General features: G+C 32.0%; 28 protein-coding genes. 16 read left to right on the forward strand and 12 right to left on the reverse strand.

Features of this window, described 5'->3' with window-relative positions:
• Positions 1-114: 114 nt before the first annotated feature.
• The 4 genes from LQ617_RS12500 to LQ617_RS12515 all read right to left on the reverse strand — a co-directional run bounded on the left by LQ617_RS12500 (position 115) and on the right by LQ617_RS12515 (position 3208).
• Positions 115-291 (reverse strand): NETI motif-containing protein, encoded by a 177-nt coding sequence (locus LQ617_RS12500; RefSeq protein WP_049320405.1) that lies wholly within the window; start codon positions 289-291, stop codon positions 115-117.
• Positions 281-850 carry a DUF2179 domain-containing protein gene (locus tag LQ617_RS12505; RefSeq protein WP_025905125.1) on the reverse strand — a complete coding sequence of 190 codons (570 nt, stop codon included), beginning with the start codon at positions 848-850 and terminating at the stop codon, positions 281-283. Before LQ617_RS12505 ends, LQ617_RS12500 begins: the two co-directional genes overlap by 11 nt.
• 64 nt (positions 851-914) lie before the next feature.
• Entirely contained in the window at positions 915-1736 is an 822-nt protein-coding gene (nadE, locus tag LQ617_RS12510; protein ID WP_037589509.1) for an ammonia-dependent NAD(+) synthetase, read from the reverse strand.
• Positions 1733-3208 carry a nicotinate phosphoribosyltransferase gene (locus tag LQ617_RS12515; RefSeq protein WP_037589510.1) on the reverse strand — a complete coding sequence of 492 codons (1476 nt, stop codon included), beginning with the start codon at positions 3206-3208 and terminating at the stop codon, positions 1733-1735. Before LQ617_RS12515 ends, nadE begins: the two co-directional genes overlap by 4 nt.
• A gap of 144 nt (positions 3209-3352) precedes the next feature.
• Between LQ617_RS12515 and LQ617_RS12520 the strand changes: the two genes are divergently transcribed.
• From LQ617_RS12520 to LQ617_RS12575, 12 genes are all read left to right on the forward strand, one after another.
• A complete protein-coding gene (locus LQ617_RS12520) occupies positions 3353-4522 on the forward strand; it encodes an MFS transporter (RefSeq protein WP_206166866.1) in 1170 nt (389 codons plus the stop codon).
• Between the two features lie 221 nt (positions 4523-4743).
• Positions 4744-5574, forward strand: coding sequence for an ATP phosphoribosyltransferase regulatory subunit (locus tag LQ617_RS12525; RefSeq protein ID WP_204168131.1), 831 nt, complete (start codon positions 4744-4746; stop codon positions 5572-5574).
• A gap of 9 nt (positions 5575-5583) precedes the next feature.
• Positions 5584-6201, forward strand: a complete 618-nt coding sequence (gene hisG, locus LQ617_RS12530) for an ATP phosphoribosyltransferase (protein ID WP_025905120.1) — start codon at positions 5584-5586, stop codon at positions 6199-6201.
• Entirely contained in the window at positions 6191-7447 is a 1257-nt protein-coding gene (gene hisD, locus LQ617_RS12535; RefSeq protein ID WP_025905119.1) for a histidinol dehydrogenase, read from the forward strand. The genes hisG and hisD overlap by 11 nt, the downstream gene beginning before the upstream one ends.
• A 3-nt stretch (positions 7448-7450) precedes the next feature.
• Entirely contained in the window at positions 7451-8461 is a 1011-nt protein-coding gene (locus tag LQ617_RS12540) for a pyridoxal phosphate-dependent aminotransferase (protein WP_239740490.1), read from the forward strand.
• Positions 8433-9011: an imidazoleglycerol-phosphate dehydratase HisB gene (gene hisB / locus LQ617_RS12545; RefSeq protein WP_037589517.1), complete on the forward strand. Its 579-nt coding sequence runs from the start codon at positions 8433-8435 to the stop codon at positions 9009-9011. Before LQ617_RS12540 ends, hisB begins: the two co-directional genes overlap by 29 nt.
• Positions 9011-9592 (forward strand): imidazole glycerol phosphate synthase subunit HisH, encoded by a 582-nt coding sequence (gene hisH / locus LQ617_RS12550; RefSeq protein WP_126477114.1) that lies wholly within the window; start codon positions 9011-9013, stop codon positions 9590-9592. Before hisB ends, hisH begins: the two co-directional genes overlap by 1 nt.
• Positions 9585-10289, forward strand: a complete 705-nt coding sequence (gene hisA, locus LQ617_RS12555) for a 1-(5-phosphoribosyl)-5-((5-phosphoribosylamino)methylideneamino)imidazole-4-carboxamide isomerase (RefSeq protein ID WP_037589520.1) — start codon at positions 9585-9587, stop codon at positions 10287-10289. The genes hisH and hisA overlap by 8 nt, the downstream gene beginning before the upstream one ends.
• Entirely contained in the window at positions 10286-11044 is a 759-nt protein-coding gene (hisF, locus tag LQ617_RS12560; RefSeq protein ID WP_126477116.1) for an imidazole glycerol phosphate synthase subunit HisF, read from the forward strand. The genes hisA and hisF overlap by 4 nt, the downstream gene beginning before the upstream one ends.
• Complete coding sequence (hisIE, locus tag LQ617_RS12565; protein ID WP_239740491.1) at positions 11041-11673, forward strand: bifunctional phosphoribosyl-AMP cyclohydrolase/phosphoribosyl-ATP diphosphatase HisIE; 633 nt, start codon at positions 11041-11043, stop codon at positions 11671-11673. Before hisF ends, hisIE begins: the two co-directional genes overlap by 4 nt.
• 65 nt (positions 11674-11738) lie before the next feature.
• Positions 11739-12797: a nitric oxide synthase oxygenase gene (locus LQ617_RS12570; protein ID WP_239740492.1), complete on the forward strand. Its 1059-nt coding sequence runs from the start codon at positions 11739-11741 to the stop codon at positions 12795-12797.
• Between the two features lie 14 nt (positions 12798-12811).
• On the forward strand, positions 12812-13624 hold the full coding sequence (locus LQ617_RS12575; RefSeq protein WP_239740493.1) for a prephenate dehydratase: 813 nt from the start codon (positions 12812-12814) through the stop codon (positions 13622-13624).
• Positions 13625-13879: 255 nt separating this feature from the next.
• On the opposite strand, the gene LQ617_RS12580 is transcribed toward LQ617_RS12575, so the two are convergent.
• Together LQ617_RS12580 and LQ617_RS12585 are read right to left on the reverse strand one after the other, a co-directional pair.
• On the reverse strand, positions 13880-14332 hold the full coding sequence (locus LQ617_RS12580) for a DUF1801 domain-containing protein (RefSeq protein ID WP_345773053.1): 453 nt from the start codon (positions 14330-14332) through the stop codon (positions 13880-13882).
• A 14-nt stretch (positions 14333-14346) separates the two neighbouring features.
• A complete protein-coding gene (locus LQ617_RS12585; RefSeq protein WP_239740494.1) occupies positions 14347-15453 on the reverse strand; it encodes a glycoside hydrolase family protein in 1107 nt (368 codons plus the stop codon).
• 88 nt (positions 15454-15541) lie between these two features.
• Here LQ617_RS12585 and LQ617_RS12590 point away from each other — a divergent pair, with 88 nt between their 5' ends.
• From LQ617_RS12590 to LQ617_RS12600, 3 genes are read left to right on the forward strand one after another with little or no spacing between them, the layout of a single operon-like run.
• Positions 15542-16090 carry a cysteine hydrolase family protein gene (locus LQ617_RS12590; protein WP_239740495.1) on the forward strand — a complete coding sequence of 183 codons (549 nt, stop codon included), beginning with the start codon at positions 15542-15544 and terminating at the stop codon, positions 16088-16090.
• Between the two features lie 59 nt (positions 16091-16149).
• Positions 16150-17076 carry a manganese-dependent inorganic pyrophosphatase gene (locus LQ617_RS12595; protein WP_239740496.1) on the forward strand — a complete coding sequence of 309 codons (927 nt, stop codon included), beginning with the start codon at positions 16150-16152 and terminating at the stop codon, positions 17074-17076.
• Positions 17077-17097: 21 nt separating this feature from the next.
• Complete coding sequence (locus LQ617_RS12600) at positions 17098-17373, forward strand: GNAT family N-acetyltransferase (protein ID WP_025905106.1); 276 nt, start codon at positions 17098-17100, stop codon at positions 17371-17373.
• A 42-nt stretch (positions 17374-17415) separates the two neighbouring features.
• On the opposite strand, the gene LQ617_RS12605 is transcribed toward LQ617_RS12600, so the two are convergent.
• Together LQ617_RS12605 and LQ617_RS12610 are read right to left on the reverse strand one after the other, a co-directional pair.
• Complete coding sequence (locus LQ617_RS12605) at positions 17416-17718, reverse strand: hypothetical protein (RefSeq protein WP_126477122.1); 303 nt, start codon at positions 17716-17718, stop codon at positions 17416-17418.
• Complete coding sequence (locus LQ617_RS12610) at positions 17711-18685, reverse strand: Gfo/Idh/MocA family protein (RefSeq protein ID WP_239740497.1); 975 nt, start codon at positions 18683-18685, stop codon at positions 17711-17713. Before LQ617_RS12610 ends, LQ617_RS12605 begins: the two co-directional genes overlap by 8 nt.
• A gap of 114 nt (positions 18686-18799) precedes the next feature.
• Between LQ617_RS12610 and LQ617_RS12615 the strand changes: the two genes are divergently transcribed.
• Positions 18800-20179 (forward strand): aldehyde dehydrogenase, encoded by a 1380-nt coding sequence (locus LQ617_RS12615; protein WP_424355183.1) that lies wholly within the window; start codon positions 18800-18802, stop codon positions 20177-20179.
• 97 nt (positions 20180-20276) lie between these two features.
• On the opposite strand, the gene LQ617_RS12620 is transcribed toward LQ617_RS12615, so the two are convergent.
• The 4 genes from LQ617_RS12620 to pglS all read right to left on the reverse strand — a co-directional run bounded on the left by LQ617_RS12620 (position 20277) and on the right by pglS (position 23723).
• Complete coding sequence (locus LQ617_RS12620) at positions 20277-21035, reverse strand: ABC transporter permease (protein ID WP_239740499.1); 759 nt, start codon at positions 21033-21035, stop codon at positions 20277-20279.
• Positions 21032-21772: an ABC transporter ATP-binding protein gene (locus LQ617_RS12625; RefSeq protein ID WP_239740500.1), complete on the reverse strand. Its 741-nt coding sequence runs from the start codon at positions 21770-21772 to the stop codon at positions 21032-21034. Before LQ617_RS12625 ends, LQ617_RS12620 begins: the two co-directional genes overlap by 4 nt.
• Before the next feature lie 123 nt (positions 21773-21895).
• Positions 21896-22672 (reverse strand): carbon-nitrogen family hydrolase, encoded by a 777-nt coding sequence (locus tag LQ617_RS12630; protein WP_239740501.1) that lies wholly within the window; start codon positions 22670-22672, stop codon positions 21896-21898.
• A gap of 16 nt (positions 22673-22688) precedes the next feature.
• Entirely contained in the window at positions 22689-23723 is a 1035-nt protein-coding gene (pglS, locus tag LQ617_RS12635; protein WP_037589539.1) for a 6-phosphogluconolactonase, read from the reverse strand.
• Positions 23724-23823 lie beyond the last annotated feature (100 nt).

The raw sequence follows: 23823 nt of genomic DNA on the forward strand, positions 1-23823 counted from the left end.
GTTCGTGATTTATAATTTTATTCCTAATATCTTTCATTATATATTGTAACACTAGGAGAATAAACTAAAAGTAGAAAAAAATCTGGGCCACATTCTCATGTCCCAGATTTATAATCATTCTTTGATTTTCTTACCTACGAATTGTATTTCTTGTTTAAGAACTTCAATGTCACCATTTTCTTTCTCAATAAATACAGGTTTTTCAAATCTTTTTACAGGTGTATAACCTTGAGCTTTCATTCTTTTGAGACACATTTCAATCGTTTCATTGTCTTCTACTCTAAACTTCATCCGTATCATACGCCTTTAATTTTTTGCTTCGTACACCTTTAACCCAGAATCCACCGTGTATATTCTTAGGTTCATAAGCGATTACAAAGGCTTTAGAATCCAATTGTTTAATTGTATCCATTAATTTTAATTCGAATCTACGTGGTGTTAAAATTTGCATCACTAAGCGATCACCATCTCGTCCTTTAGCAACGTAATGTGTAACACCGTAACCTAAATCTCTTAACGTTCTTGGTAAATCTGTTTCATATTCAGCTGTTGTAACATTCACAACGATATATCCTAATGCAATTTTCTCTTCTATCTTCATGCCGACAATGATGCCTGCAGCAAATCCAAGCGCATAAGCTAATATATTCTGAATTTGGTCAAGACTATTGATTACTAAACCTAACCCGATAACATAAACAACTACTTCAAGTACACTAACAGCAGCGGCCACATATCGATATCCTTTTAATGTTAAAATTGTTCTCATTGTTAAACAGGATACATATACTATATTAATGACAAATATAGATAGCACCATTAACCATGGATTATCTAATATAGCTGACATTTAAACCCTCCATAAATCAAAATACTGGAATCATTTTATCAAGCAAACTTATGAAAGTCACGCATTATTTTGGCCATGTGTAACGGTTATAAGGCATTTCTCTTTTATGTGCATTTCTTACATAGTGATTTTGAATAATTTCTTGATCTTTCTCACTGATTTTTTTACCTTCTAAGAAGTCATCAATTGCATCATAAGTTACGCCTAACGCTTCTTCATCAGGTAAAGCAGGTTTATCTTCTTCTAAATCAGCAGTTGGTACTTTATTGATTAAATGATCTGGACCACCTAAATATTTTAAAATGGCTTTGCCTTGGCGTTTATTAAGTCCGAATAACGGTGCAACATCACAAGCACCATCTCCAAATTTCGTATAGAAACCTGTAATATTTTCAGCAGAATGATCCGTACCAAGTACAAGTCCGCTATTAGCTGAAGCAATTGAATATTGAACTTTCATTCGTTCTCTCGCTTTTTCATTACCTTTTTGAAAATCAGTTAATTCAACGCCCGCTTCTTTTAAAGATTGAATACTCGCGTCCACTGCCGGTTTAATATTGACTGTTACACGTTTACTTGGATTGATAAAATCTAATGCATCTTGTGTATCTTGTTCATCAAATTGTTCACCATAAGGTAACCTTACTGCGATAAATTCATATTGATGATTTTCTTCAGCATTTAATTCATCTACAGTTAATTGCGCGATTTTACCTAATAATGTTGAATCTTGCCCGCCAGAAATACCTAACACTAAAGATTTAACAAAACTATGTGCTTTAACGTAAGATTTTAAGAACTGCTTAATTTCTTCATATTCCTTTTTGGGATCGATTGATTTTTTAACATTCATTTCTTTGACAATGATTGATTGTAAATCTCTCATGACTCTTCCACATCCTTTATCGCTTCTGCTACTCTTTCAGCTACATCGAATATCTTTTTATTTTTATTATCCCAACATGCTTTACTCAAATCTACTGGATATTCTTCAGGATTTAAATAACGTTTATTTTCTTCCCATAATATATCTAAATTGTTAAAAGCAAATTCCCTAATTTCTTTAATTTCTGGAAGTGTATACACACGTTTACCATCTTTAAAAATGTCATGATGTAAATCGACAGCTTTAAAATGTTTGATATATTTCATTTTATAAGTGTGAACAGGATGGAACATTTTTAGACGTTCTTCTTTATTCGGCTCTTCATCTTCTAATGTAATATAATCGCCTTCAGATTTATTCGTTTTAGTATTGATAATTCTATAAACATTTTTCTTACCTGGTGTTGTAACTTTTTCAGCATTGTTAGAAATTTTGATGCGATCTGATAATTCACCATTTTCTTCTTCGATTGCTACAAGTTTATATACAGCACCTAATGCAGGTTGATCATATGCTGTAATCAGTTTCGTACCGACACCCCATGCCGTTACTTTTGCACCTTGTGCTTTTAAACTTGTAATTGTTTGTTCATCTAAATCATTTGAAGCGAAGATTTTTGCTTCTGTAAAGCCAGCTTCATCTAACATTCTTCTTGCTTCTTTAGATAAATAAGCGATGTCTCCTGAGTCTAGTCGAATACCGATAAAATTAATTTTATCTCCTAATTCTTTCGCTACTTTAATCGCATTCGGCACACCTGATTTTAAAGTATGGAAAGTATCTACTAGAAACACGCAATTTTTATGTCTTTCAGCATATTTTTTAAACGCTGTATATTCATCATCGTATGTTTGAACCATTGAATGCGCATGTGTTCCTGAAATCGGAATACCAAATAATTTACCAGCTCTGACATTACTTGTAGAATCAAATCCACCAATCATTGCTGCTCTAGCACCCCAAATCGCAGCATCCATTTCTTGCGCTCTTCTAGTACCAAATTCCATTACTATTTCATCACGAACAACTTGTTTAATTCTACTTGCTTTAGTCGCAATTAACGTTTGGAAATTCACGATATTTAAAAGTGCTGTTTCAATGAGCTGTGCTTGTATAAGTGGCGCTTCTACTCTAATGAGTGGTTCATTATTGAAACAAAGTTCCCCTTCTTTCATTGCTCTAATATTCCCTGTAAATCGCAATGACTTTAAATAATCTAAATAATCATCTTGATATCCAACTTCTCTTAAATATTCAATATCTGACTCTGTAAATTTAAAATGCTCAATAAATTGCACAATTCTTTCTAATCCACTAAAAATAGCATAGCCGCTATTAAATGGCATGCTTCTAAAATACAAATCAAAAATAGCAGTACGCTCATGAATACCATCATTCCAATAAGTTTCACCCATATTGATTTGATATAAATCCGTGTGTAACATCAAACTATCGTCTTCATATTTATACATTATTCAATACTCCTCAGGTTATCTAATTTTATATTATTTTATCATACTTTTTAAATTAAAAATTAAAAAGTAACTTAAATATATCAAGTCATTTACCTCTGTGATAAAATACTAAAGATGTAAAATTTACAAGGAGGCATACAAATGAAAAATTCTTCATTCAAAAAATTATTTATTATACTTTCAATTATTGTAGCTGTCTCTGGTTTTTCACAAGGAATGCTCTTACCACTTATATCGGTCATCTTTGAACGTAATGGTATTTCAAGTTCATTGAATGGTTTACATGCAACTTCATTATATATAGGTGTATTCTTGTCATCATTCTTTATCGAAGGGCTTGTTAGAAAGTCTGGGTTTAAATATATGATATTAGTTGGTGGAGCCATAGTTGCTTTATCTTTATTGTTATTTCCAACTTTAAAGACATTATCTATTTGGTTTATTTTAAGACTATTAATTGGAATTGGTGATAATATGTTACACTTTAGCACGCAAACTTGGTTAACACATATTACACCTAAAGAAAAATTAGGAAGAACGATTTCTGTTTATGGTTTCAGTTTCTCAGCAGGTTTTATGTTAGGACCCCTATTAGCTAAACTTGTAGACGTTTCGGAAGCTTTACCATTTATCCTTTCAGCAATACTTTCATTAATAACAATTTCATTAGTCCTTTTAATACACAATGAATTCCCTTCATCTAATGTTAGACCAGTCAGTATATTAAATACGTTAAAAAACTTTGGAGATGTTATAAAAACATCATGGATAGCGTTTATGTTTCCATTATTATATGGATTATTTGAAGCAGGATTACATAGTAACTTCCCTGTTTATGGTTTAAGAAATGGACTTGATGTCACAAGTATTACATTAATCTTACCTGCATTTAGTCTTGGTGCTATTCTTTTCCAAGTTCCATTAGGTATGTTTAGTGATATTCATGGTAGAAAGAAAGTATTAACTGGATTAACATTAATCGGCAGCATCGTGTTTATGTTAGGAGACTTTTTACCAACGAGTACATTTATTATGATGGGATTATTCTTAATCGCAGGATTATTTACAGGATCTTTTTATGGCTTAGGTGTAAGCTTTATGACAGATTTAACACCAAAGCATAATCTACCAGCCGGTAATTTAATGATAGCCATGTCATTTAGTGTTGGTAGTATCATTGGTCCAATGCTTGGTGGAACGATTATACAATTATCAAACGGCACAATATTCTTTACGATGATTGCTGCGTTTGTATTTATCGTATTTATTCTATTACTTATTCATAGAACACCTACAAAAGTTGAAGCATAATTTAAGCTATTCATAAAAATTAAAATCTCATCGCTATAATATAATTTAAACCCATAGACTTTGATCAATTCAAATGTCTATGGGTTTATTTTTTATATATTTTTTTGATATTTTAAATATTCAGAACTTTCAATTGATATGTTTCGTTATGCATGTTATAGTATCATTTATAATTAAATAAATACTTTAACTTGGTAGAGAGTAAAAGCGAGGTTTATAATATGGATTATGTAAAATACAGAGATGACGTTATTCAAAAGAAAGAAAAAGAACTTAGATTTCTAAAATATTTTAGTGCACGAAATTTCGAAGTGATTGATATGAGTTTTATAGAAAAGCTTCATTGGAAACAATTAACACAAGATGATTTGAATAGTTTAGATACTAGAAGCATTTGGAAAAATGGCGATGCATTTTATAGTTTAAGAAATGATTGGACGGATCAAATCCAACATTATAGTCGTGAATATAACCTTGATGCACGTTCCGTAACATATGCTGGCCCTATCGCAATTAATGAACATATATATACAAATTTAGGTGTTGAAATCTTTAATCCTAAAAGGAATGACATGTTGCAATGTTATGAATATATACATGACTTTATCCAAAATGAACTTGATTTAAATGTTGATTTTGCTGTTATTGGACATTATCAATTATTTGATCTTTTACTTTCTAAAGAAGAACAAAACGAAGAATTATTTACGGCTATTAGTGAAAGAAATATTTCAAAAATTTCTAAACTACTTTCACAAAATCATTCACTCGTACAATTACTTAAAACACCTACTCATCAACAATTAGACTTTTTAACAACTTTTGCTGATACTGACCATCCAACATATAAATCTTTACAATATTGGAAAGCGACATTAGAAGCATCAGGTATTAACCATATACATTTAGATATAACAACAATGCCCCCAAAATCATATTATGTTGGGAGCTTCATTCAGCTTTATGAAAATAACAATCGAAATCCAATCGCTTCAGGCGGACATTATAACGGTACGTTAGAAGGTTTTGGATTTGGTATTCAACTATCATAGGAGGTCATTATGTTAACAGTTGCATTAAGTAAAGGACGTTTATTAAAAGATTTCATAAAATTTATTGATGAAAATGGCAACCCAAAATGGGCAGACGCCTTAAATAATAGAGAACGTAAACTTCAAATTGAAGTTGCGAACGTTAGATTTATTCTTGTTAAAGGAAATGATGTCTCAACATATGTTGAAGAAGGCATTGCAGATATTGGTATTACAGGCAGTGATATTCTTGATGAAAAAGATAAACTCAATGTAAACAACTTAGTTGATTTACCTTTTGGTTATTGTCACTTTGCTGTTGCAAGTAAACCTGAAGTAACAGAATACAAAAAAATTGCGACGACTTATGTTAAAACGACGAAAGCATACTTTAAAAATAAAGGTCAAGATGTCTCAATTATTCCATTATCAGGATCTGTAGAATTAGCAGCAGTAGTGAATATGGTTGATGCTATCGTTGATATCGTCCAAACAGGTACGACATTAAAATCTAATGGACTTGTTGAAAAAGAATCCATTGGTGACATCAATGCTAAATTGATTACAAATAAACATGCATTTTTTAGTAAATCAAATATGATTGAATCATTTATAGAAGAAATCGGGGTGTCGATGAATGCTATCTAAAACGGAATTCATAAATAAATTTGAACAAGATAGATTAACAGACGAAAGTAATACTGAAGATGTTAAAAAAATTATCCAAGATGTTAAAGAACAGCAAGACCAAGCTTTATTTCGTTATAATAAAAAATTTGACAATGTTGATTTAGAGCAACTTGAAGTCCCACAATATGATATAAAAAACAGCATCAATCTTATTTCAGACACTTTAAGATCAGCACTTGAAACAAGCTTTGAACAAATTAAAAATTTCCAACAAAAAATTAAACATGAAAATGTAACTACAGGTCAAACTTACCAACTTTATCACCCTATTGAAAAAGTCGGTATCTATGTACCAGGTGGAAAAGCAAGTTACCCATCAACAGTTCTGATGACAGCTACCCTTGCTAAAGTAGCAAATGTTCAAGAAATTATTGTTGTTACCCCACCTCAAAAAGATGGTATCGACCCAGCAATACTTGCTGCATGCCATATTACGGGTGTTGATCGTGTATTCCAAGTTGGTGGTGCTCAAAGTATCGCTGCATTAGCGTTCGGTACTGAGACAATTCCGAAAGTAGATAAAATTGTTGGACCTGGTAACCAATTTGTTTCATTAAGTAAACAGTTATTATACGGTGTAGTTGGTATTGATCAAATAGCTGGACCAAGTGAAATTGCACTTATTGCTGATGAAAATTCAAATGTAGATTACATCATTCAAGATATATTAGCGCAAGCAGAACATGATGAACAGGCTAGAACATTTCTAGTTTCAACAGATTCTTCATTCTTAACAAAAGTTCAACAGAAACTACAACAAGCTATAGATCAAGCACCAAGAAAACAGATTATCGAACAAAGTATCAAAAATTATCATTATCCAATTTTAACGCGTGATATTCATGAAACGATAGAAGTCATTAATTATATTGCGCCAGAACATTTATCCATTCAAACGACTGATCCAAGCAAATATATTGGTAAAATTAAATACGTCGGAGCAATGTTCTTAGGTCAATATTCACCAGAAGCAATTGGTGACTATGCTGCTGGACCAAGTCATGTATTACCGACTGATAAAACAGCAAGATTCTCGAATGGCTTAACAGTCAATGATTTCTTAACGAGTCATTCTGTCATTCATTTAGATGAACACACTTATCAAAGTATTGCACCTAGTGCTATAGCTTTAGCTGAACAAGAAGGTTTATATCAACATAAACAATCTTTAGAAGTGAGATTAACAAACAACGAGGAGTCGTGAAACATGATTAGAATAAACAAGAATGAAAGCCCTATTCCTGCATTAGATGATGCAACTTTAAAAAATATTATCGCCAATTCAAATTTTAATTTTTATCCTGATGAGGAATATGATGCCTTTATCAAGTCTTATGCAGACTACTATCAATTATCACCTAACCAAGTTTCTGCAGCGAATGGTTCAGATGAGTGGATTCAAAAATGCATGATTGCGTTACCTGATGGACCAGTCTTAACACTTAATCCAGATTTCTTCATGTATACAGCATATGCACATCAGATTAATCGCCCTATTCATTATGTTGATGCAGAAGATGACTATACATTCTCATTAGATAAAATTAAGCAATCAATCCAAGAATTAAAGCCAGCATTTTTCATTATGAGTGTGCCTCATAATCCATCAGGCATTCAATATCCTAAATCATTTTTAGAAGAAATTGCGAATGAAATGAAGGCAATTGGTGGTTATTTTATTATTGATGAAGCTTATTTAGATTTTGGAGATGCATATGATATTGAATTGCAAGACCATATCATTCAAATGCGTACGTTAAGTAAGGCATTTGCAATAGCTGGTTTAAGAGTCGGCATCGTCATTTCAACTGAGAAGACCATTCAAACTTTAAATCGTATCGCACATCCGTATCCTTTAAACACATTAACTTTAAATATTGCGACTGAAATTTTCAGTAACAAAGAACTTGTACATTCATTATTAACACAACAAAGACAATTGAGTATTCAATTAAGAAATATTTTTGAACAACATGTGAGCGATGTTATCCATGTCATACCTTCAAAAACAAATTTCGTATTTACTTATGGAGATTTAGCAGAATCATTAGGTCAGTATATTTATGACCATGGCTATTTACCAAGATTTTATGATGAACCAAACATGCAACAAACTGTTAGATACTCTATTGCTACAGAATCTGAATTAAATGAACTTGAAAAAATCGTTAAAGAATGGAGACAAGAATATGACTTATCAAAAAGAAAGATCAACTAAAGAAACAGATATCAAAATTCAACTACGATTAGATGGAGAAGATTCACACATTAATACAGGTGTTGGTTTTTTAGACCATATGTTGACGTTGTTTAGTTTTCATAGTGGTATTGCCTTAAATATAGAAGTTGATGGAGATACACATGTAGATGACCATCATACTGTTGAAGATATTGGCATTGTAATAGGTCAATTACTGCTTGAAGTCGTTAAAGATAAAAAATCATTTACAAGATATGGTTCATTCTATATACCAATGGACGAAACTTTAGCACGAGTTGTAACAGATATTAGTGGCAGACCATATTTATCATTTAATGCGACATTTTCTCGTGAAAAAGTTGGCACATTTGATACAGAACTTGTTGAGGAATTCTTTAGAGCACTTGTGATTAATGCAAGATTAACAACACATATCGATTTAATTAGAGGTGGCAATACACACCATGAAATCGAAGCGATCTTTAAAGCATTTGCCAGAAGTTTAAAAATCGCATTAACACAAGATGATTATGCAGGTATCCCTTCTTCTAAGGGTGTGATTGAATAATGATTGCAATCATTGATTATGGACTTGGTAATATTAAAAATATTGAACGTGCCCTCTTACATTTAGGATATGATGCCATATTAACTTCAGATGAAGAAACTATAAAAAATAGTACACATGTCATTCTTCCTGGTGTCGGGCACTTCAAAGATGCTATGACACAATTAACATCAAGTGGTCTAGACAAAGTGATTAAAGATATTAAAGATACGCATAAAATCATTGGCATTTGTTTAGGTATGCAAGTGTTATTTGAATACAGTGCGGAAGGTTCAACAAAAGGATTAAATTTATTGCAAGGGAACGTTATACCTATAGAGAGTCCCTACCCTGTTCCTCATTTAGGATGGAACAATTTACAAAGTGAACATCCACTTCTTGATGGTGATGTTTACTTTATACATTCTTATCATGTCTCTACTGATTTACCTATAGTTGCTACAGCAGATTATGGACAACCAATTACTGCTATCGTGCAACAAGAAAATATTATCGGTATACAATTCCACCCAGAAAAAAGTGGTGATTATGGACTCAAAATACTAGACCAAGCATTGAAAGAAGGTTTTTTAAATGATTGAAATTTGGCCAGCAATAGATTTAATAGATTCCACAAGCGTGAGATTAACTGAAGGTAAATATGATTCTAAAGAATCTATGCCTAGAACTGCAGAAGAAGCAATTGCTTTCTATTCAAAATTTAAACGAGTTTCTAGAATTCATGTCATCGATTTAATCGGCGCTAAAAATCAACAACCAACAGAAGCAGATTACATAGAACAACTCGTCAGTTTAACTCATTTACCAATTGAAGTTGGTGGCGGTATTCGAAGTGTTGAAACAATTGAATCATATTTAAATAAAGGCGTTGAGTACATTATCGTCGGCACTAAAGGCATACAAGACTTAGACTGGTTAAAAGAAGTGACTAATAAGTTCCCTAACAAAATATATTTATCTGTCGATGCGTATGTTGAAAAAATCAAACTAAACGGTTGGCTCGATGATGCCGGTATAGACCTATTTGATTTTATTGAAAAAATCAACACATTCCCTCTCGGCGGAATTATCTATACAGATATTTCAAAAGACGGAAAAATGTCTGGACCAAACTTTGAATTAACAGGTAAATTAGTACAATCTACATCTATTCCTGTCATTGCATCTGGTGGTATAAGAAATAAAGATGACATAGATCAACTGGATGCATTAAATGTGCACGCTGCAATTGTTGGAAAAGCAGCAAATACGGATGCATTTTGGGAGGGTATTGAATGATCAAAAAAAGAATCATCCCATGCTTAGATGTTAAAGATGGACGTGTCGTTAAAGGCATAAAATTTAAAGGTTTGAGAGATATTGGACATCCAGTTGAATTAGCTGAATATTATAATCAAGAAGCGGCAGATGAGCTTGTGTTCTTAGATATTTCTAAGACAGAAAATGGACATCAAATGATGTTAGATATCATATCAGAAACAGCTTCAAAATTATTCATACCACTTACTATTGGTGGTGGTATTAGTACACTTGAAGATATTTCGGTATTACTTAATCATGGTGCTGATAAAATTTCATTAAACTCAAGTGCTTTGCGTAATCCAACATTTATTCGTGAAGCGAGTGATAAGTTCGGAAAACAATGTATCTGTATCGCAGTTGATGCTAAATGGGAAGAAGAACATCAAGATTGGTATTGCTATACTCATGGTGGTAAACAGCGTACAGATAAACGTGTGTTAGATTGGGTTCAAGAAGTTGAAAATCTCGGCGCTGGTGAATTATTAATTACTAGTATGGATTACGATGGCGTTAAACAAGGATTTGATCATCGTTTATTAACTGAAATTAATCAACGGGTTTCTTTACCTGTTATTGCATCAGGTGGTGGCGGTAATAGTCAGCATTTTGTTGATTTATTTAAACAAACGGATGTATCTGCAGGTCTCGCTGCAAGTATTTTTCACGATAAAGAAACAACGATACAAGCAGTCAAAACACATTTATCTAATGAAGGAGTGAATGTACGATGAGTGAATTAGCACCTGATTTTTCTAAAGGTCTTGTACCAGCAATTTTACAACATTACCAAACTGGACAAGTATTAATGTTAGGTTATATGAATGAAGAAGCTTATAACTTAACCATTCAAGATAAAGTCTGTTGGTTTTATTCAAGAAGTAAAGAGCGTCTATGGAAAAAAGGCGAATCGTCCAATCATATCCAGCATGTTATCGATATACAATTAGATTGTGACCAAGATACGATTTTATTACAAGTCAATCCTGATGGCCCTACTTGTCATACTGGATCTGTTAGTTGTTTTAATACTGATGAACCATACACGCTTGAATCATTAGAAACGACTATTCAAGAAAGTGTTGATTCTAATAATCCTAAATCATATACAAATTATTTACTTAATAAAGGTATAGATAAAATTTCTAAAAAATATGGAGAAGAATCATTTGAAGTCGTTATTGCAGCGATGAAAGATGATAAATTAGAACTCACAAATGAAGTCGCTGATGTACTTTATCATTTATTCGTATTACTACATGATAGAGGTGTTAAATTTGAAGATGTCATATCAGTATTGAAAGAACGTCATAAAAAGTCAGGTAATTTTAAAGGTGAACGACAAGACATTAATAATTGGTAAATTGTCATAATTCATATATTGTCAAAAATTAGCAGTCGCTTATACTAGTACATAGAGGTGTATTTATGTTACGAGATAAAGCGACTGCTTTTATTAATGAAATGTATAAAGAATTAGAAATATCAGAATTACAAATGAATAAAAGAATACAAGAAATAGAACATGAAATTTCACAAAGTGGTACTTATACTCACACTACCGAGGAATTAGAATATGGTTCGAAAGTAGCTTGGAGAAATTCAAATAGATGTATTGGTAGACTTTTTTGGGATAAATTGACGGTTAGAGATTTAAGACATATTCAAGATGAACAAGCATTTATTACTTCAATTGAAAGTCACATTAAAGATGCTACAAATGATGGAAAAATCAAACCCATGATCAGCATATATAACAACCAAATAGAAATTATGAATGAACAATTGATTAGATATGCAGGATACGGAGATAAGGGCGACCCTAAATCTATTGAAATGACGAAATTAGCACGCCATTTAAATTGGCAAAGTCCTCAAACTGATTTTGATGTACTACCATTAATGTATCGAATTAATCAACAACGCCCTAAAATCCATCAATATCCACAAGAACTCATTAAAGAAATTGACATCACTCATAAACAGTATCCTAAGTTAGCATCACTACAACTGAAATGGTATGCAGTACCCATCATTTCAAATATGGATTTAGAAATTGGTGGTATATATTATCATACTGCCCCATTCAACGGGTGGTACATGGAAACTGAAATAGGCGTTAGAAATTTTACAGACGAATATCGTTATAATAAATTAAAAGATATTGCAGAAGCATTTGATTTTGACACGACGACAACATCAAGTTACTGGAGAGATAGAGCTTTAGTAGAGTTTAATTATGCTATTTATCATTCGTATAAAGAAGCGGGTGTTGCAATTGTTGATCATTATAATGCTTCTAAACAATTTAAGAAATTTGAAGAAAATGAATGTAAAGCTAATAGAAAAGTGACCGGAAAATGGAGTTGGCTTGCACCGCCTCTTTCACCTTCACTTGTACATAATTATCATAAAGGCTATGATAATGAGATGAGAAGTCCAAACTTTTTATACAGACAGAATCAACAAGGTTGTCCAATGCATTAGAAAGGAAGTCATTTATGAAGTTATATTATTTAGGACCACTAGGTACATTTTCACATATGGCAGCACTTAAATATAAGCCAGATGAAATCAATGAATATATTCCTAAGTCAAATTTATACGAAGTGGTTAAAGCAATTGAAGCTGACCCACAAAACATCGCAATTGCCCCAATTGAAAATTCTATCGAAGGTACAATCAACATCATTGCCGATTCATTAACAGAACAGAAAATCCACGTTATAGACGAATTACATCTAGATATATCATTTTCTCTTTATGTTCAAAAAGGCGCGAAATTAGAAGATATTAAAGAAGTTGTTTCTATTGCCCCTGCGATCAATCAAACATCTAAATTTATTAAAAATCATAACTTTGCATACAGATATTCTGACAGTACTGTTCAAAGTTTAGATGAAATAGATGCACATACTGGCGCAATTGCACCAATTGGTTTAGAAAAATCTAATGACGATGTTGAAGCATTACATGAACACATCGAAGACTACCCACATAATACAACCAGATTTTTAATTTTATCAGCTGAAGAAAAACATGTTGAAAAAGCAACAGATAGCATTTTATTAATTACTCCTGACCAAGATAAACCAGGCTTATTAGCAAGTATATTAAATACATTTGCTTTGTTTAATATCAACCTATCATGGATTGAGTCACGACCACTCAAAACGCAACTCGGTATGTATCATTTCTTTGTTCAAGCAGATTGTAGCGCTGAAGATATAGAAATGAAAAAAGTAATTACAATCCTAAAAACATTAGACTTTAATGTAAAAGTGCTAGGTAATTTTGATAAGCGAATTACATAAATAAATAGTTTGGGATATAATTCCTAACTCAAATTAAAAAACACCTTATTTACTGATTTATTCAGTAAATAGGGTGTTTTTTTATAATCTACGATTTTGTTCGTGCATGCTTACCTAGGGTATGGCTCGAGCCTGTAGTCTCTCGCTCATACTATTCCCTCAGGCGTCAGCACTTTACAAAATCGATACAAATCTCCAATTTTATGCATAAAATAAAGCATTCTCGTATAATTCAAGTAATCATCACTAAAACTATTATTTTTGATTTCTATGTCCTGATTCATATTTTTGTATCCATTCATCTACAGTGACTTTTTCACTCAATTCACCTATTAAAGTAAAGGGTATGTTTTTATTGTTTGTGAATCTAATACAACTTTTCCCCATATTTAATTTAGTTGGTACTTGTTCTTTGTATCTATTCTCAAACCATTCTTTCAATTCTTTCATCCCATATAAGCCCATATGATATAAGGCAATATGATTTTTTTGAGCAGCAAGACTAATGAACGGAAGTGGTTCGTCTGCTCTATTTAAATAACCTTTTGGATATTTATCTAAAGGTACTACAAATGTCGGCATACCGTATTGCATGACTAGTTCATAGCCAGGTGGTAAATGTGTTTTGATTGTATCTAGCAAATGAATATATGCTTCTTTTTTCTTTGCATCAATTTGTTCTATATAACGGTCTATGCTATTCATCATGTCCTCCATTTTAATTAAATATGAATAAGGTTCTCAACTTGATCTTGTTTGATATTGCTTAAATTACGGTTATTGCATAAATAAATATCTGTCGTCTTAATGAATTTAATATTATTTGAAGATGCTCCTTCAAAATGATTATTATAAATATAAATATCTTTATTCATAACGTCTTCATAACTTTTAATTAAAATACTTGGTTTACTTTTAATATCTTTAAATGTATTATCACCTATCAAAATAGTTGACCCTGCTTGTCCGCCTCTATTTAATTTATGGATATCTACAGAATATTTACCTGTTGGTACTGCTAAATAGCGTATGCCACCCTCACAATTTATAAATTGATTGTTTGTAACAGTTGAATCTTTCGCTTTTAATAAAGTAACTGCGAAATCCCCTAACCCTTCAAAAGTATTATGTTGAATATTTATATTCTCATAAAACACATCATACATACTTGCATGAGATCCGACTGCTCTATTCCAAGGTAACATGTTCGGATCACCTGAATTTCCGAAATAACAGTTTTCGATCAGTGCATTTTTAGTTATCGTACCATCTGTCGCCCCAAATTTAGGAAATGCCCCTTCAGTTTGAATATCTATTTGAACAGCTTCACTAAATAACCTCGTTCCACTATCGTCACGGAATCCTAGGAACTTACATTCATTTACATAAAAACCATCTAAGCCACATGCATCAATCGCATGCCCACCAACAACATTCTTAAATGTCACATTATGTATTTGAATATTTCGTGCATGACCAATAGACATGATCGTGTTATTTGTATTATTTGTATGTCCATATGCATCAAATGTCCCACCGATAATATTGATATTACCATGACCTTCATAGCCATAGTATTTTTTCAATCTATGTCCGTTTTTCAGCATAGCTGTAGGTGATTTTCTGATTAACACTGCTTCATCATGTAAAATAAGCGTTGTATTTTCATATATCACTAATTCATAAATAATATGATAAACACCTTTAGGTATATAAACAGTTACTGGTCCTTTCTTAGCTTGTAACAAAGCTAATTGAATACCAACTGTATCCGTTATTCCACAACCACCTTTAGCACCATAACGATTCACATTAACAATATGCTTCATACTTCATAACCACCTTAATATAGCGTATACTTGCATGTATATTTATATTACACTGAAAACATTTTATAAACAATTAGGGGGAATATAATTGAAGAAAGCACTCATTATCGTTGATTATTCAAATGATTTCGTTGCGACAGATGGTAAGTTAACATGCGGAGAACCAGGTCAAGAAATTGAACAAAATATTCACCACAAAATTGAAACATACAATTCGAATGAAGATTTAATTTTTTATTTAATGGACTATCACCATGAGAATGATCCATATCATCCTGAAACAAAATTATTTCCACCTCATAATATTGTAGGTACAGAAGGTCGAAATTTATATAACTCATTAAAGCCTCAATACGATTCAATCAAACATTCTAATCATGTATTTTGGATAGATAAGACAAGATATAGTGCATTTTTCGGTACAAATCTTGATAGTTTATTAAGAGAACGACATATTGATACTGTTGAAATTGTTGGCGTTTGTACAGATATTTGTGTGTTACATACTGCTGTCGATGCTTACAATTTAAATTATCAAATTATTATTCCAAAGAATTGTGTCGCTTCTTTTAACCAAGCTGGACATGAATGGGCACTTACACATTTTGAAAATAGTATAGGCGCAGTTGTAGAATAGACAAGGTGTTCATGTTAAAATAAAGTGACAGAATATTCAAAGCAAAAGGAGAAATTACATTGGTAAACACATTTATATTTGGACATAAGAATCCTGACACAGATACAATTGCTTCAGCATTAGTAATGGAAGATTTACAAAAAGAACTTGGAAATGACGTTCAAGCTGCAAGACTTGGAGATGTTTCAGACGAAACACAATTTGCATTGGATTATTTCAAAGTTCAAGCACCTGCATTATTAGAAACACCTTTAAAAGATAAAGACGTTATTTTAGTCGATCACAATGAATTCCAACAAAGTGCAGATGACATTACAGATGCTACAATTACAATGGTTGTCGATCATCACCGTATCAGCAATTTTGAAACAGCAGCTCCATTATATTACAGAGCTGAACCAGTTGGTTGTACGACTACAATCCTTAAAAAAATGTACGAAGAAAATGGTATTGAAATTAAACCTGAAATTGCTGGTCTTATGATTTCAGCTATTATTTCTGATACATTACTATTTAAATCACCAACATGCACAGAACAAGATAAACAAGCTTGTGAAGCATTAGCTAAAATTGCCAATGTTGATTTAAATGAATATGGTTTAGAAATGTTAAAAGCTGGTGCTTCAGTAAAAGGTAAATCACCTGAATTCCTTTTAAATATGGATGCTAAATCATTCAACATGGGTGATAAAGTCGTACGTATTGCACAAGTTAATACTGTTGATGTAAACGAAGTTCTTGAAATTCAAGAAGACGTTGAAAATGAAATCAACGCAATTATTGCTAAAGAACAATATGACTTATTTGTATTTGTTATTACAGATATCTTAAACAGTGACTCAACTGCTATTGCTTTAGGTAAAGAACAACAAGTCGTAACAAAAGCATTCAACACTGAATTAAAAGGAAATGTCGCTGTATTACCTGGCGTTGTTTCTCGTAAGAAACAAGTCGTTCCACCTATTGATGAATTATTAGGTAAATAATTTATAAGGAGTGTGCTTTAAATGGAAATCAAACAAGGTACAAACAAATTTTATGTAGGCAATTCTGAGAATGATTTTGAAGCAGAAATCACGTATCAAGACTTAGACGGCAAGACACTTGTAGTCGATCATACATTTGTAGATCCTTCACTACGAGGACAAGGTATTGCTAGAAAATTGGTTGATGTTGTTATTGAAAAAGCAAGATCTGAAGAGAAAGTAATTGATCCAGTTTGTCCGTACGTTAAAGATGTTATGACTAAAGATGAAAGCACACACGATGTATTAAAGAAATAATCAAAAAATCCTGACGAAATGATATCATTTCGTCAGGATTTTTTATATTTCTGTACTTTCTAATAACCGTTTAAGCAATGATTTATATTGAGGCTTTGCCTTTTCTTCTGTGCACGTATTCATAGGTGGATATTTTAAATCTTGAGCATCTTTATATGTTACTTCATCGATATAATTTGATGCTTTTTCGTAGTCATAACAACTCGGAAATGCATACTTATGATTAAAGTGATCAACGACCACTCTTGATGTCGATGATGGGTTTTGTTTAAATGGCACAAATGCCACGACTAACAATAAAACGATAATAATCACAGATGTAATGATGAAGTACTTTTTAGACATTAAATTGAACTCCAATTTGCTGTCTAATTTCATCTAATACTTTAATCGTTTCTAATGATCTTTGATGTGTATTAATAGATGACTCTACCTTATGATTCTGTACACACTTAATAAATTCAATTATTTCATCTTTCATTGTTAACGGTGAATCATTATTATATTCTTTCTGTAATACACCTTCTCTATTAAATACTTTAATATTTGACGGTGCACTTATCTTATCAATTAATACATAACCATTTTCCCCTACTATTTCTGAAGGGCTGGGGCGGTCACATATTTTTGAATAACTAATTGTTGCTTGGAAAGTAGGATAATCCAATATCGCATTACCTTGTCCATCTGCTCCAGTATCTAATTTAAAGCCATTTGCTTTAATACTTTGTGGCATACCAAACAAATGTATCATTGGTGCTACTGCATAAACACCTAAGTCCATTAAAGCGCCGTTCCCTAACTCAGGTTTAAAAGCATTTTCTATGATGCCTTTTTTATAGTTATCATATCTTGAAGAATATTGGTGATAATGAAAATCAGCATATCTAATTTCACCAATATCAATTTGATCATTTGTAAATTCTACAAATGGTGGTAATAATGTTGATTTCATAGCTTCCATAACAGTAACATTATATTCATAAGCAAGTTTAGATAATGCTTCAAATTGCTCTTGAACAATTGTCGCTGGCTTTTCGATTAAGACATGTTTTTTATTTTTAATCGCTGTTTCTGCTTGTTCAAAATGAAACGCATTTGGTGATGCTATGTATACCGCTTCAAAATTAGGTGATTGACAAAATAACTCTAAATCTGTGAATGTTTCAGTAAGTTGATGTTTCTCCTTATAATAGTCTGCTCTTTCTTCAGTACGTGAATAGACAGCATATGGTTCAAACGCTTCAACTTCTAAACCATTCTCTATAAATTTATCACTTATCCAATTGGTACCTATAAATCCAAATCTCATATTATTTCACCTTTTCGTTATTTTTTAAAAAATAAAAATTTCATAAATAAACACTTCGCTTTTAATTATAACTATTGTTAAAATATAAACAATAGAAGTATAAAGGAGACATCCATATTGACTATCGCGACTCAATTCGAAAACTTACAATCACTTTTTGATAGTGATGTAACAAAAGATATTAAATTCAGAAAAAAACAGTTAAGAGCACTAAGAAAATCCATTAAATCAAATGAAAGTGCCTTAATTTCAGCATTGCAACAAGATTTAGGTAAAAATTCTGTTGAATCTTATGCTACTGAAATAGGTTACATTTACAAAAGTATCTCTTTCATGCTAAAAGAAGTCAAGAGTTTAGCAAGTAAAAGAAACGTGAACACACCTGTATTTTTATTCCCAGGTAAAAGTTACACAATTAACGAACCATATGGCACAGTCTTAATCATCGGTCCGTTCAATTATCCGTTTCAACTAGTTATCGAACCTTTAATCGGCGCCATTGCTGCTGGAAATTGTGCAGTTATCAAGCCTTCAGAACTTACACCAAATGTTAGTGTTATTATAGAAAAAATTATACAAGAAGCATTTAACCCTTCATATGTATCTTGTATAACTGGTGATCAAACTGTAACTGAAGAACTGTTAACTTATCCATTCGACTTTATATTCTTTACGGGTTCTACAAAAGTTGGACAAATTGTTTATGAACAAGCTAGTAAACAACTGATTCCAGTAGCACTTGAATTAGGTGGAAAGAGTCCTGCAATTGTAGATAAGACTGCAAATATTAAAGTAGCAGCAGAAAGAATCGCATTTGGTAAATTCATTAATGCCGGTCAAACATGTGTAGCACCAGATTATGTCATCATCGACGCATCGATTAAACAACAATTCATTAAAGCGATTCAAACAACTATTCGAGAGTTTTATACCTCATCAGCACAAAATAGTGAAGATTATGGCCGAATCGTAAATGAACGTCATACAGATCGATTAGTGAATTTACTTAATCAAACTAATGGTGACATCGTTTACGGTGGTAGCTCGGACAGAGAGAATCGCTATATAGAACCGACTATTGTCGATAATGTTAAATTTGATGATATTCTAATGGAAGATGAAATCTTTGGTCCAATATTACCTATTATGACGTATGAAGCATTCGGCGACGCCATTCAATTTATCAAGAATAAGCCAAAACCACTATCATTATATTTATTTAGTGAAGACGAAAATCATACTGATGAAGTCGTCAGAAGAATATCATTCGGTGGCGGTTGTATCAATGACACACTTTTACATTTAGGTAATCATAACTTACCATTTGGTGGCGTCGGTCATTCAGGTATTGGTAAATATCATGGCAAAGCTTCATTTGAACTCTTTAGCAATGAAAAGAGCATCATGTTTAAAACAACTAAACTAGAAACTGGTGTCCTTTTCCCACCTTATAAAGGAAAAGCTAAATACGTGAGAGCCATGTTTAAAAAGTAATACATAAGTGTTACTAATGGCGAAACAATTAAATTTAAGCATATAAAATAAGCATATGGTATAGACATTCTTTAACGTCTTAACCATATGCTTATTTTTATTTATATTGACTTTCAATGAGTTGCTGCTTTTTATTAAATAAAGTTGGATATGATAAGAAACCTAATATTACACTCGTCATTGTAGCACTTGTTAATAACATAAATACGATTAATATTTGAAAGAGTACCGCTTCAATTGGATCTGCCCCACCTATAATTTGACCACTCATCATACCGGGTAATTGAACAAGACCAATTGTCTTTTGTTGTTCTATAGTTGGTATAACACTAGACTGTATAGAAGTGATCAGTTGCTTATGTATAGCTTGTTTAGGCGTACCTCCCAAACAAAGAACAAGCTCTATCACATTTTCATTTTGTTTAACTTCTGACATAAATCTATTTAAGAACAATATACTTAATACCATCGCATTACCAACAATCATGCCACTTATCGGTATGATGTATTGTGCTGTTGGTGGTGTTATTTTAAATCCTAATAAGATACCTTGTGTAATGACTTCTATTGCTATAAAAGCGAGTAATAATTTCCATGTGATACCTGGTATTTCCAAACCTTTTTTTCGCGCATTTTGTGTTGCAGCACCTATTATGAGCATGACCATTAAAATGATAAAAATATGGCTTTCTTGATCAAATATAAATTGTAAAATATACCCTACAATTAACAGTTGAACAAATGATCGAATAGCTGCAATTAATGTATCTTTCCCTAATCCTAAATTAAAACTTTTCGAAATAACGATCGGAATAATAATAAAAATAAACATTAACACGATTGATGTTATACTCATATTAATTTTTCTCCTATAAAGCTTCTGACGTTTGGTTGTTCTGAATTTTTAACACTTTCAGCTGTATCAGCTTGTGCAACTTCTCCATTGATCATAACCCATATGTAATCGCTCATTCTAAAGGCTTGATTAATATCATGTGTAATCCATATCATCGTAACTTCGTGTTCTTTAATAATTTTTTGTAAAAGCTGTTCAATTGCACGCTTTGAGTTTCGATCTAATGCCGATGTCACTTCATCTAGCAATATCACTTTAGGTTTATTAACGAGTGATCGTGCTAATGATAACTTTTGTTTTTCTCCACCTGATAATTCTTTACTATTTTTATTCAAGAAAGTTTCTGGCAAATCGACTATCTTCAAATAATATTTAGCTTCTTCATCTGTCATTTTTTTATTTTGAAGTATTAATGGCAGTTCTAAATTATCTTTTACAGTTCCTTTAATCATCGTCGCGTCTTGAGAAACCAGTTGTACTTTTCTTCTAAGTTCCATTGGATTATATGTTTGAATAGATTGTTGATCAATGAATATTTCGCCACTTGTACTAGACTTTAATAAATTAATTAAAGAGAGCAGTGTTGATTTTCCTGCACCTGATGGTCCGATTATAGAAGTGAGTTTACCTTTATAAATGTCACCTGTAACACCTTTTAAAATTAGTGACCGTTCTATTTTATATTCTACATTTTTAAATTGGACTGCTACACTACTTACCAAATAAATCATCTCCATGCCTTAACTATTTTCTGTCTTATAATTGATTTTATACTTTTTCTACAAATGTTCAATATGACATTTGTAAGATAATAAGAGACTGGAATATCATATAATATCCCAGTCTCTAACTACATCTACCTAATATAAATCTGTTCTTAAACTATTGAAAATAGGAATGGCTTCACGAATTTTTTCTTGCGAATCAAAGTCTATATCTACGATTAATGTATCTTCATCATAGTATAAACTATCAATTAATGTACCATCTGGTGCATATGCTAAACTATGCCCACCAAACTCATTTTCATCACAAGTACCAACACTATTACAAGCAATAATGTACACTTGGTTCTCAATTGCTCTAGCACGTAATAATACTTTCCAATGATCAATTCTTGATTTCGGCCATTGTGCCGGAACAAAAATTACTTTTGCATCTTCTAAAGCTAATGAACGTGTTAATTCTGGGAATCTTAAATCATAACAAATAATCGTTCCCATCTCTATTTCATCTAACTCATATACAGTTGATTTCTTACTACCTGAAGTTAAGAAATGATGTTCATTAAACATTGGTACAAGATGTGCTTTGTCGTAAGTATTAATGCACTTTCCTTCGTTATTGACGACAATTGTTCGATTATAAATTTCAGTTCCTTTTTTATATGCAATTGAACCAGCAACAATATGTTTGTGGATTTCTTTTGCTTTTTGCTCTAAGAAAGGTAAAATTCTTTGACCGTCTTCATCAGCAAGTTCGGTTAACTCATTTAATCGATAAGAAGTGTTCCACATTTCAGGTAACACTGCTATGTCAATTTCATCATCTAACTCATCTAACCATTGATTAATTTTTTCAATATTTTTTTCAGGCTCTCCAGGTATTACATGCATCTGATATAGTGCTATTTTCAACGTTCATCACCTACCATTATATAAATTGAACACAAACGCCTTCTGCAGCTTTTTGTTCGTTCTCTATTTCTGTCAGCTTACCAGTCTCTTTATTTCGACTAAATAATACTAAATTATATGAATGTTCATGTGCAACAACTATAAACGAATCACTTGGTGTGATATTTAAATCTCTTGGCCAAGTTCCACCACTCGTTACAATTTCAACTAATTCAACATTTGCACCATCACCTAATATTTTATAAACAGCTATACTATTATGTCCTCTATTAGAAACATAAATAAATTGTCCATCATGACTTAATCTAACAGCAGCAACTTGTGAATTTAAATCAAAGTCTTCAGGAATCGTTAATATTGCTGGACTGATTGTCGCAAACACTCCATTTTTATATGACAACACTTGAATCGTATTGCTCAGTTCATTCACTAAGTATGCGTAAACACCACTTGGATGGAACGCAATATGTCTTGGACCGCTTCCAGCTTGAACTTCTAATGTTTCATATAATTCCAATCCTTCATCAGAGAATTTAAATGTTCTGATCACATCTGCACCTAAATCAACTGTAACGATATAATCTAAATCTGGTGTCTGTTCTGCAAAGTGTATATGGCTACCTTCTTGTCTTGCTTCATTTGGTCCATGACCTTCACCTTTATACACATCTATTAATTCAATAATTTCGCCATTTTCAGCGTTTAATTTATAAAGTCTTACATAACCACTACCATAAACAGCTTCAAATAAATATTGACCGTCTTCAGAAACTGAAATATGACAACCCGTTCCTTCTTGTGAAGCTAAGCAATCATTTATATATGTTAAACTACCATCTTCATTAATATTAAAACTTGCAACACCGCAATCATCGCCATCTCTTTTAATAGCATATAAAAATTGACCATGTTGCGTTAAATATGTAGATGCTTCAACTTCATAACCAACTTCAACCTTCTCGATTGTTTGATCATTCTCATCAACATCAAAACGATAAATCCCTTTTCCTTCTTTCTTCGTATAACTTCCAATATAACCTTTCGTTTTCATAAAATTAAATTCCTCCCTAATTTGTTCTTTATTATCATTCTACATGAAAACGCTCAATAACTATAATAAAAACGCATACCAAATGGTACACGTTACAATA

This window comes from Mammaliicoccus sp. P-M59 (assembly GCF_022386135.1).
Taxonomy (GTDB): domain Bacteria; phylum Bacillota; class Bacilli; order Staphylococcales; family Staphylococcaceae; genus Mammaliicoccus; species Mammaliicoccus sciuri_A.

What these genes read in the sequence shown, in the direction of transcription:
- LQ617_RS12500 (WP_049320405.1), bottom strand. Translation starts at nt 291, where the DNA reads ATGAAGTTTAGAGTAGAAGACAATGAAACGATTGAAATGTGTCTCAAA.
- LQ617_RS12505 (WP_025905125.1), bottom strand. Translation starts at nt 850, where the DNA reads ATGTCAGCTATATTAGATAATCCATGGTTAATGGTGCTATCTATATTT.
- nadE (WP_037589509.1), bottom strand. Translation starts at nt 1,736, where the DNA reads ATGAGAGATTTACAATCAATCATTGTCAAAGAAATGAATGTTAAAAAA.
- LQ617_RS12515 (WP_037589510.1), bottom strand. Translation starts at nt 3,208, where the DNA reads ATGTATAAATATGAAGACGATAGTTTGATGTTACACACGGATTTATAT.
- LQ617_RS12520 (WP_206166866.1), top strand. Translation starts at nt 3,353, where the DNA reads ATGAAAAATTCTTCATTCAAAAAATTATTTATTATACTTTCAATTATT.
- LQ617_RS12525 (WP_204168131.1), top strand. Translation starts at nt 4,744, where the DNA reads ATGGATTATGTAAAATACAGAGATGACGTTATTCAAAAGAAAGAAAAA.
- hisG (WP_025905120.1), top strand. Translation starts at nt 5,584, where the DNA reads ATGTTAACAGTTGCATTAAGTAAAGGACGTTTATTAAAAGATTTCATA.
- hisD (WP_025905119.1), top strand. Translation starts at nt 6,191, where the DNA reads ATGCTATCTAAAACGGAATTCATAAATAAATTTGAACAAGATAGATTA.
- LQ617_RS12540 (WP_239740490.1), top strand. Translation starts at nt 7,451, where the DNA reads ATGATTAGAATAAACAAGAATGAAAGCCCTATTCCTGCATTAGATGAT.
- hisB (WP_037589517.1), top strand. Translation starts at nt 8,433, where the DNA reads ATGACTTATCAAAAAGAAAGATCAACTAAAGAAACAGATATCAAAATT.
- hisH (WP_126477114.1), top strand. Translation starts at nt 9,011, where the DNA reads ATGATTGCAATCATTGATTATGGACTTGGTAATATTAAAAATATTGAA.
- hisA (WP_037589520.1), top strand. Translation starts at nt 9,585, where the DNA reads ATGATTGAAATTTGGCCAGCAATAGATTTAATAGATTCCACAAGCGTG.
- hisF (WP_126477116.1), top strand. Translation starts at nt 10,286, where the DNA reads ATGATCAAAAAAAGAATCATCCCATGCTTAGATGTTAAAGATGGACGT.
- hisIE (WP_239740491.1), top strand. Translation starts at nt 11,041, where the DNA reads ATGAGTGAATTAGCACCTGATTTTTCTAAAGGTCTTGTACCAGCAATT.
- LQ617_RS12570 (WP_239740492.1), top strand. Translation starts at nt 11,739, where the DNA reads ATGTTACGAGATAAAGCGACTGCTTTTATTAATGAAATGTATAAAGAA.
- LQ617_RS12575 (WP_239740493.1), top strand. Translation starts at nt 12,812, where the DNA reads ATGAAGTTATATTATTTAGGACCACTAGGTACATTTTCACATATGGCA.
- LQ617_RS12580 (WP_345773053.1), bottom strand. Translation starts at nt 14,332, where the DNA reads ATGATGAATAGCATAGACCGTTATATAGAACAAATTGATGCAAAGAAA.
- LQ617_RS12585 (WP_239740494.1), bottom strand. Translation starts at nt 15,453, where the DNA reads ATGAAGCATATTGTTAATGTGAATCGTTATGGTGCTAAAGGTGGTTGT.
- LQ617_RS12600 (WP_025905106.1), top strand. Translation starts at nt 17,098, where the DNA reads ATGGAAATCAAACAAGGTACAAACAAATTTTATGTAGGCAATTCTGAG.
- LQ617_RS12605 (WP_126477122.1), bottom strand. Translation starts at nt 17,718, where the DNA reads ATGTCTAAAAAGTACTTCATCATTACATCTGTGATTATTATCGTTTTA.
- LQ617_RS12610 (WP_239740497.1), bottom strand. Translation starts at nt 18,685, where the DNA reads ATGAGATTTGGATTTATAGGTACCAATTGGATAAGTGATAAATTTATA.
- LQ617_RS12620 (WP_239740499.1), bottom strand. Translation starts at nt 21,035, where the DNA reads ATGAGTATAACATCAATCGTGTTAATGTTTATTTTTATTATTATTCCG.
- LQ617_RS12625 (WP_239740500.1), bottom strand. Translation starts at nt 21,772, where the DNA reads ATGGAGATGATTTATTTGGTAAGTAGTGTAGCAGTCCAATTTAAAAAT.
- pglS (WP_037589539.1), bottom strand. Translation starts at nt 23,723, where the DNA reads ATGAAAACGAAAGGTTATATTGGAAGTTATACGAAGAAAGAAGGAAAA.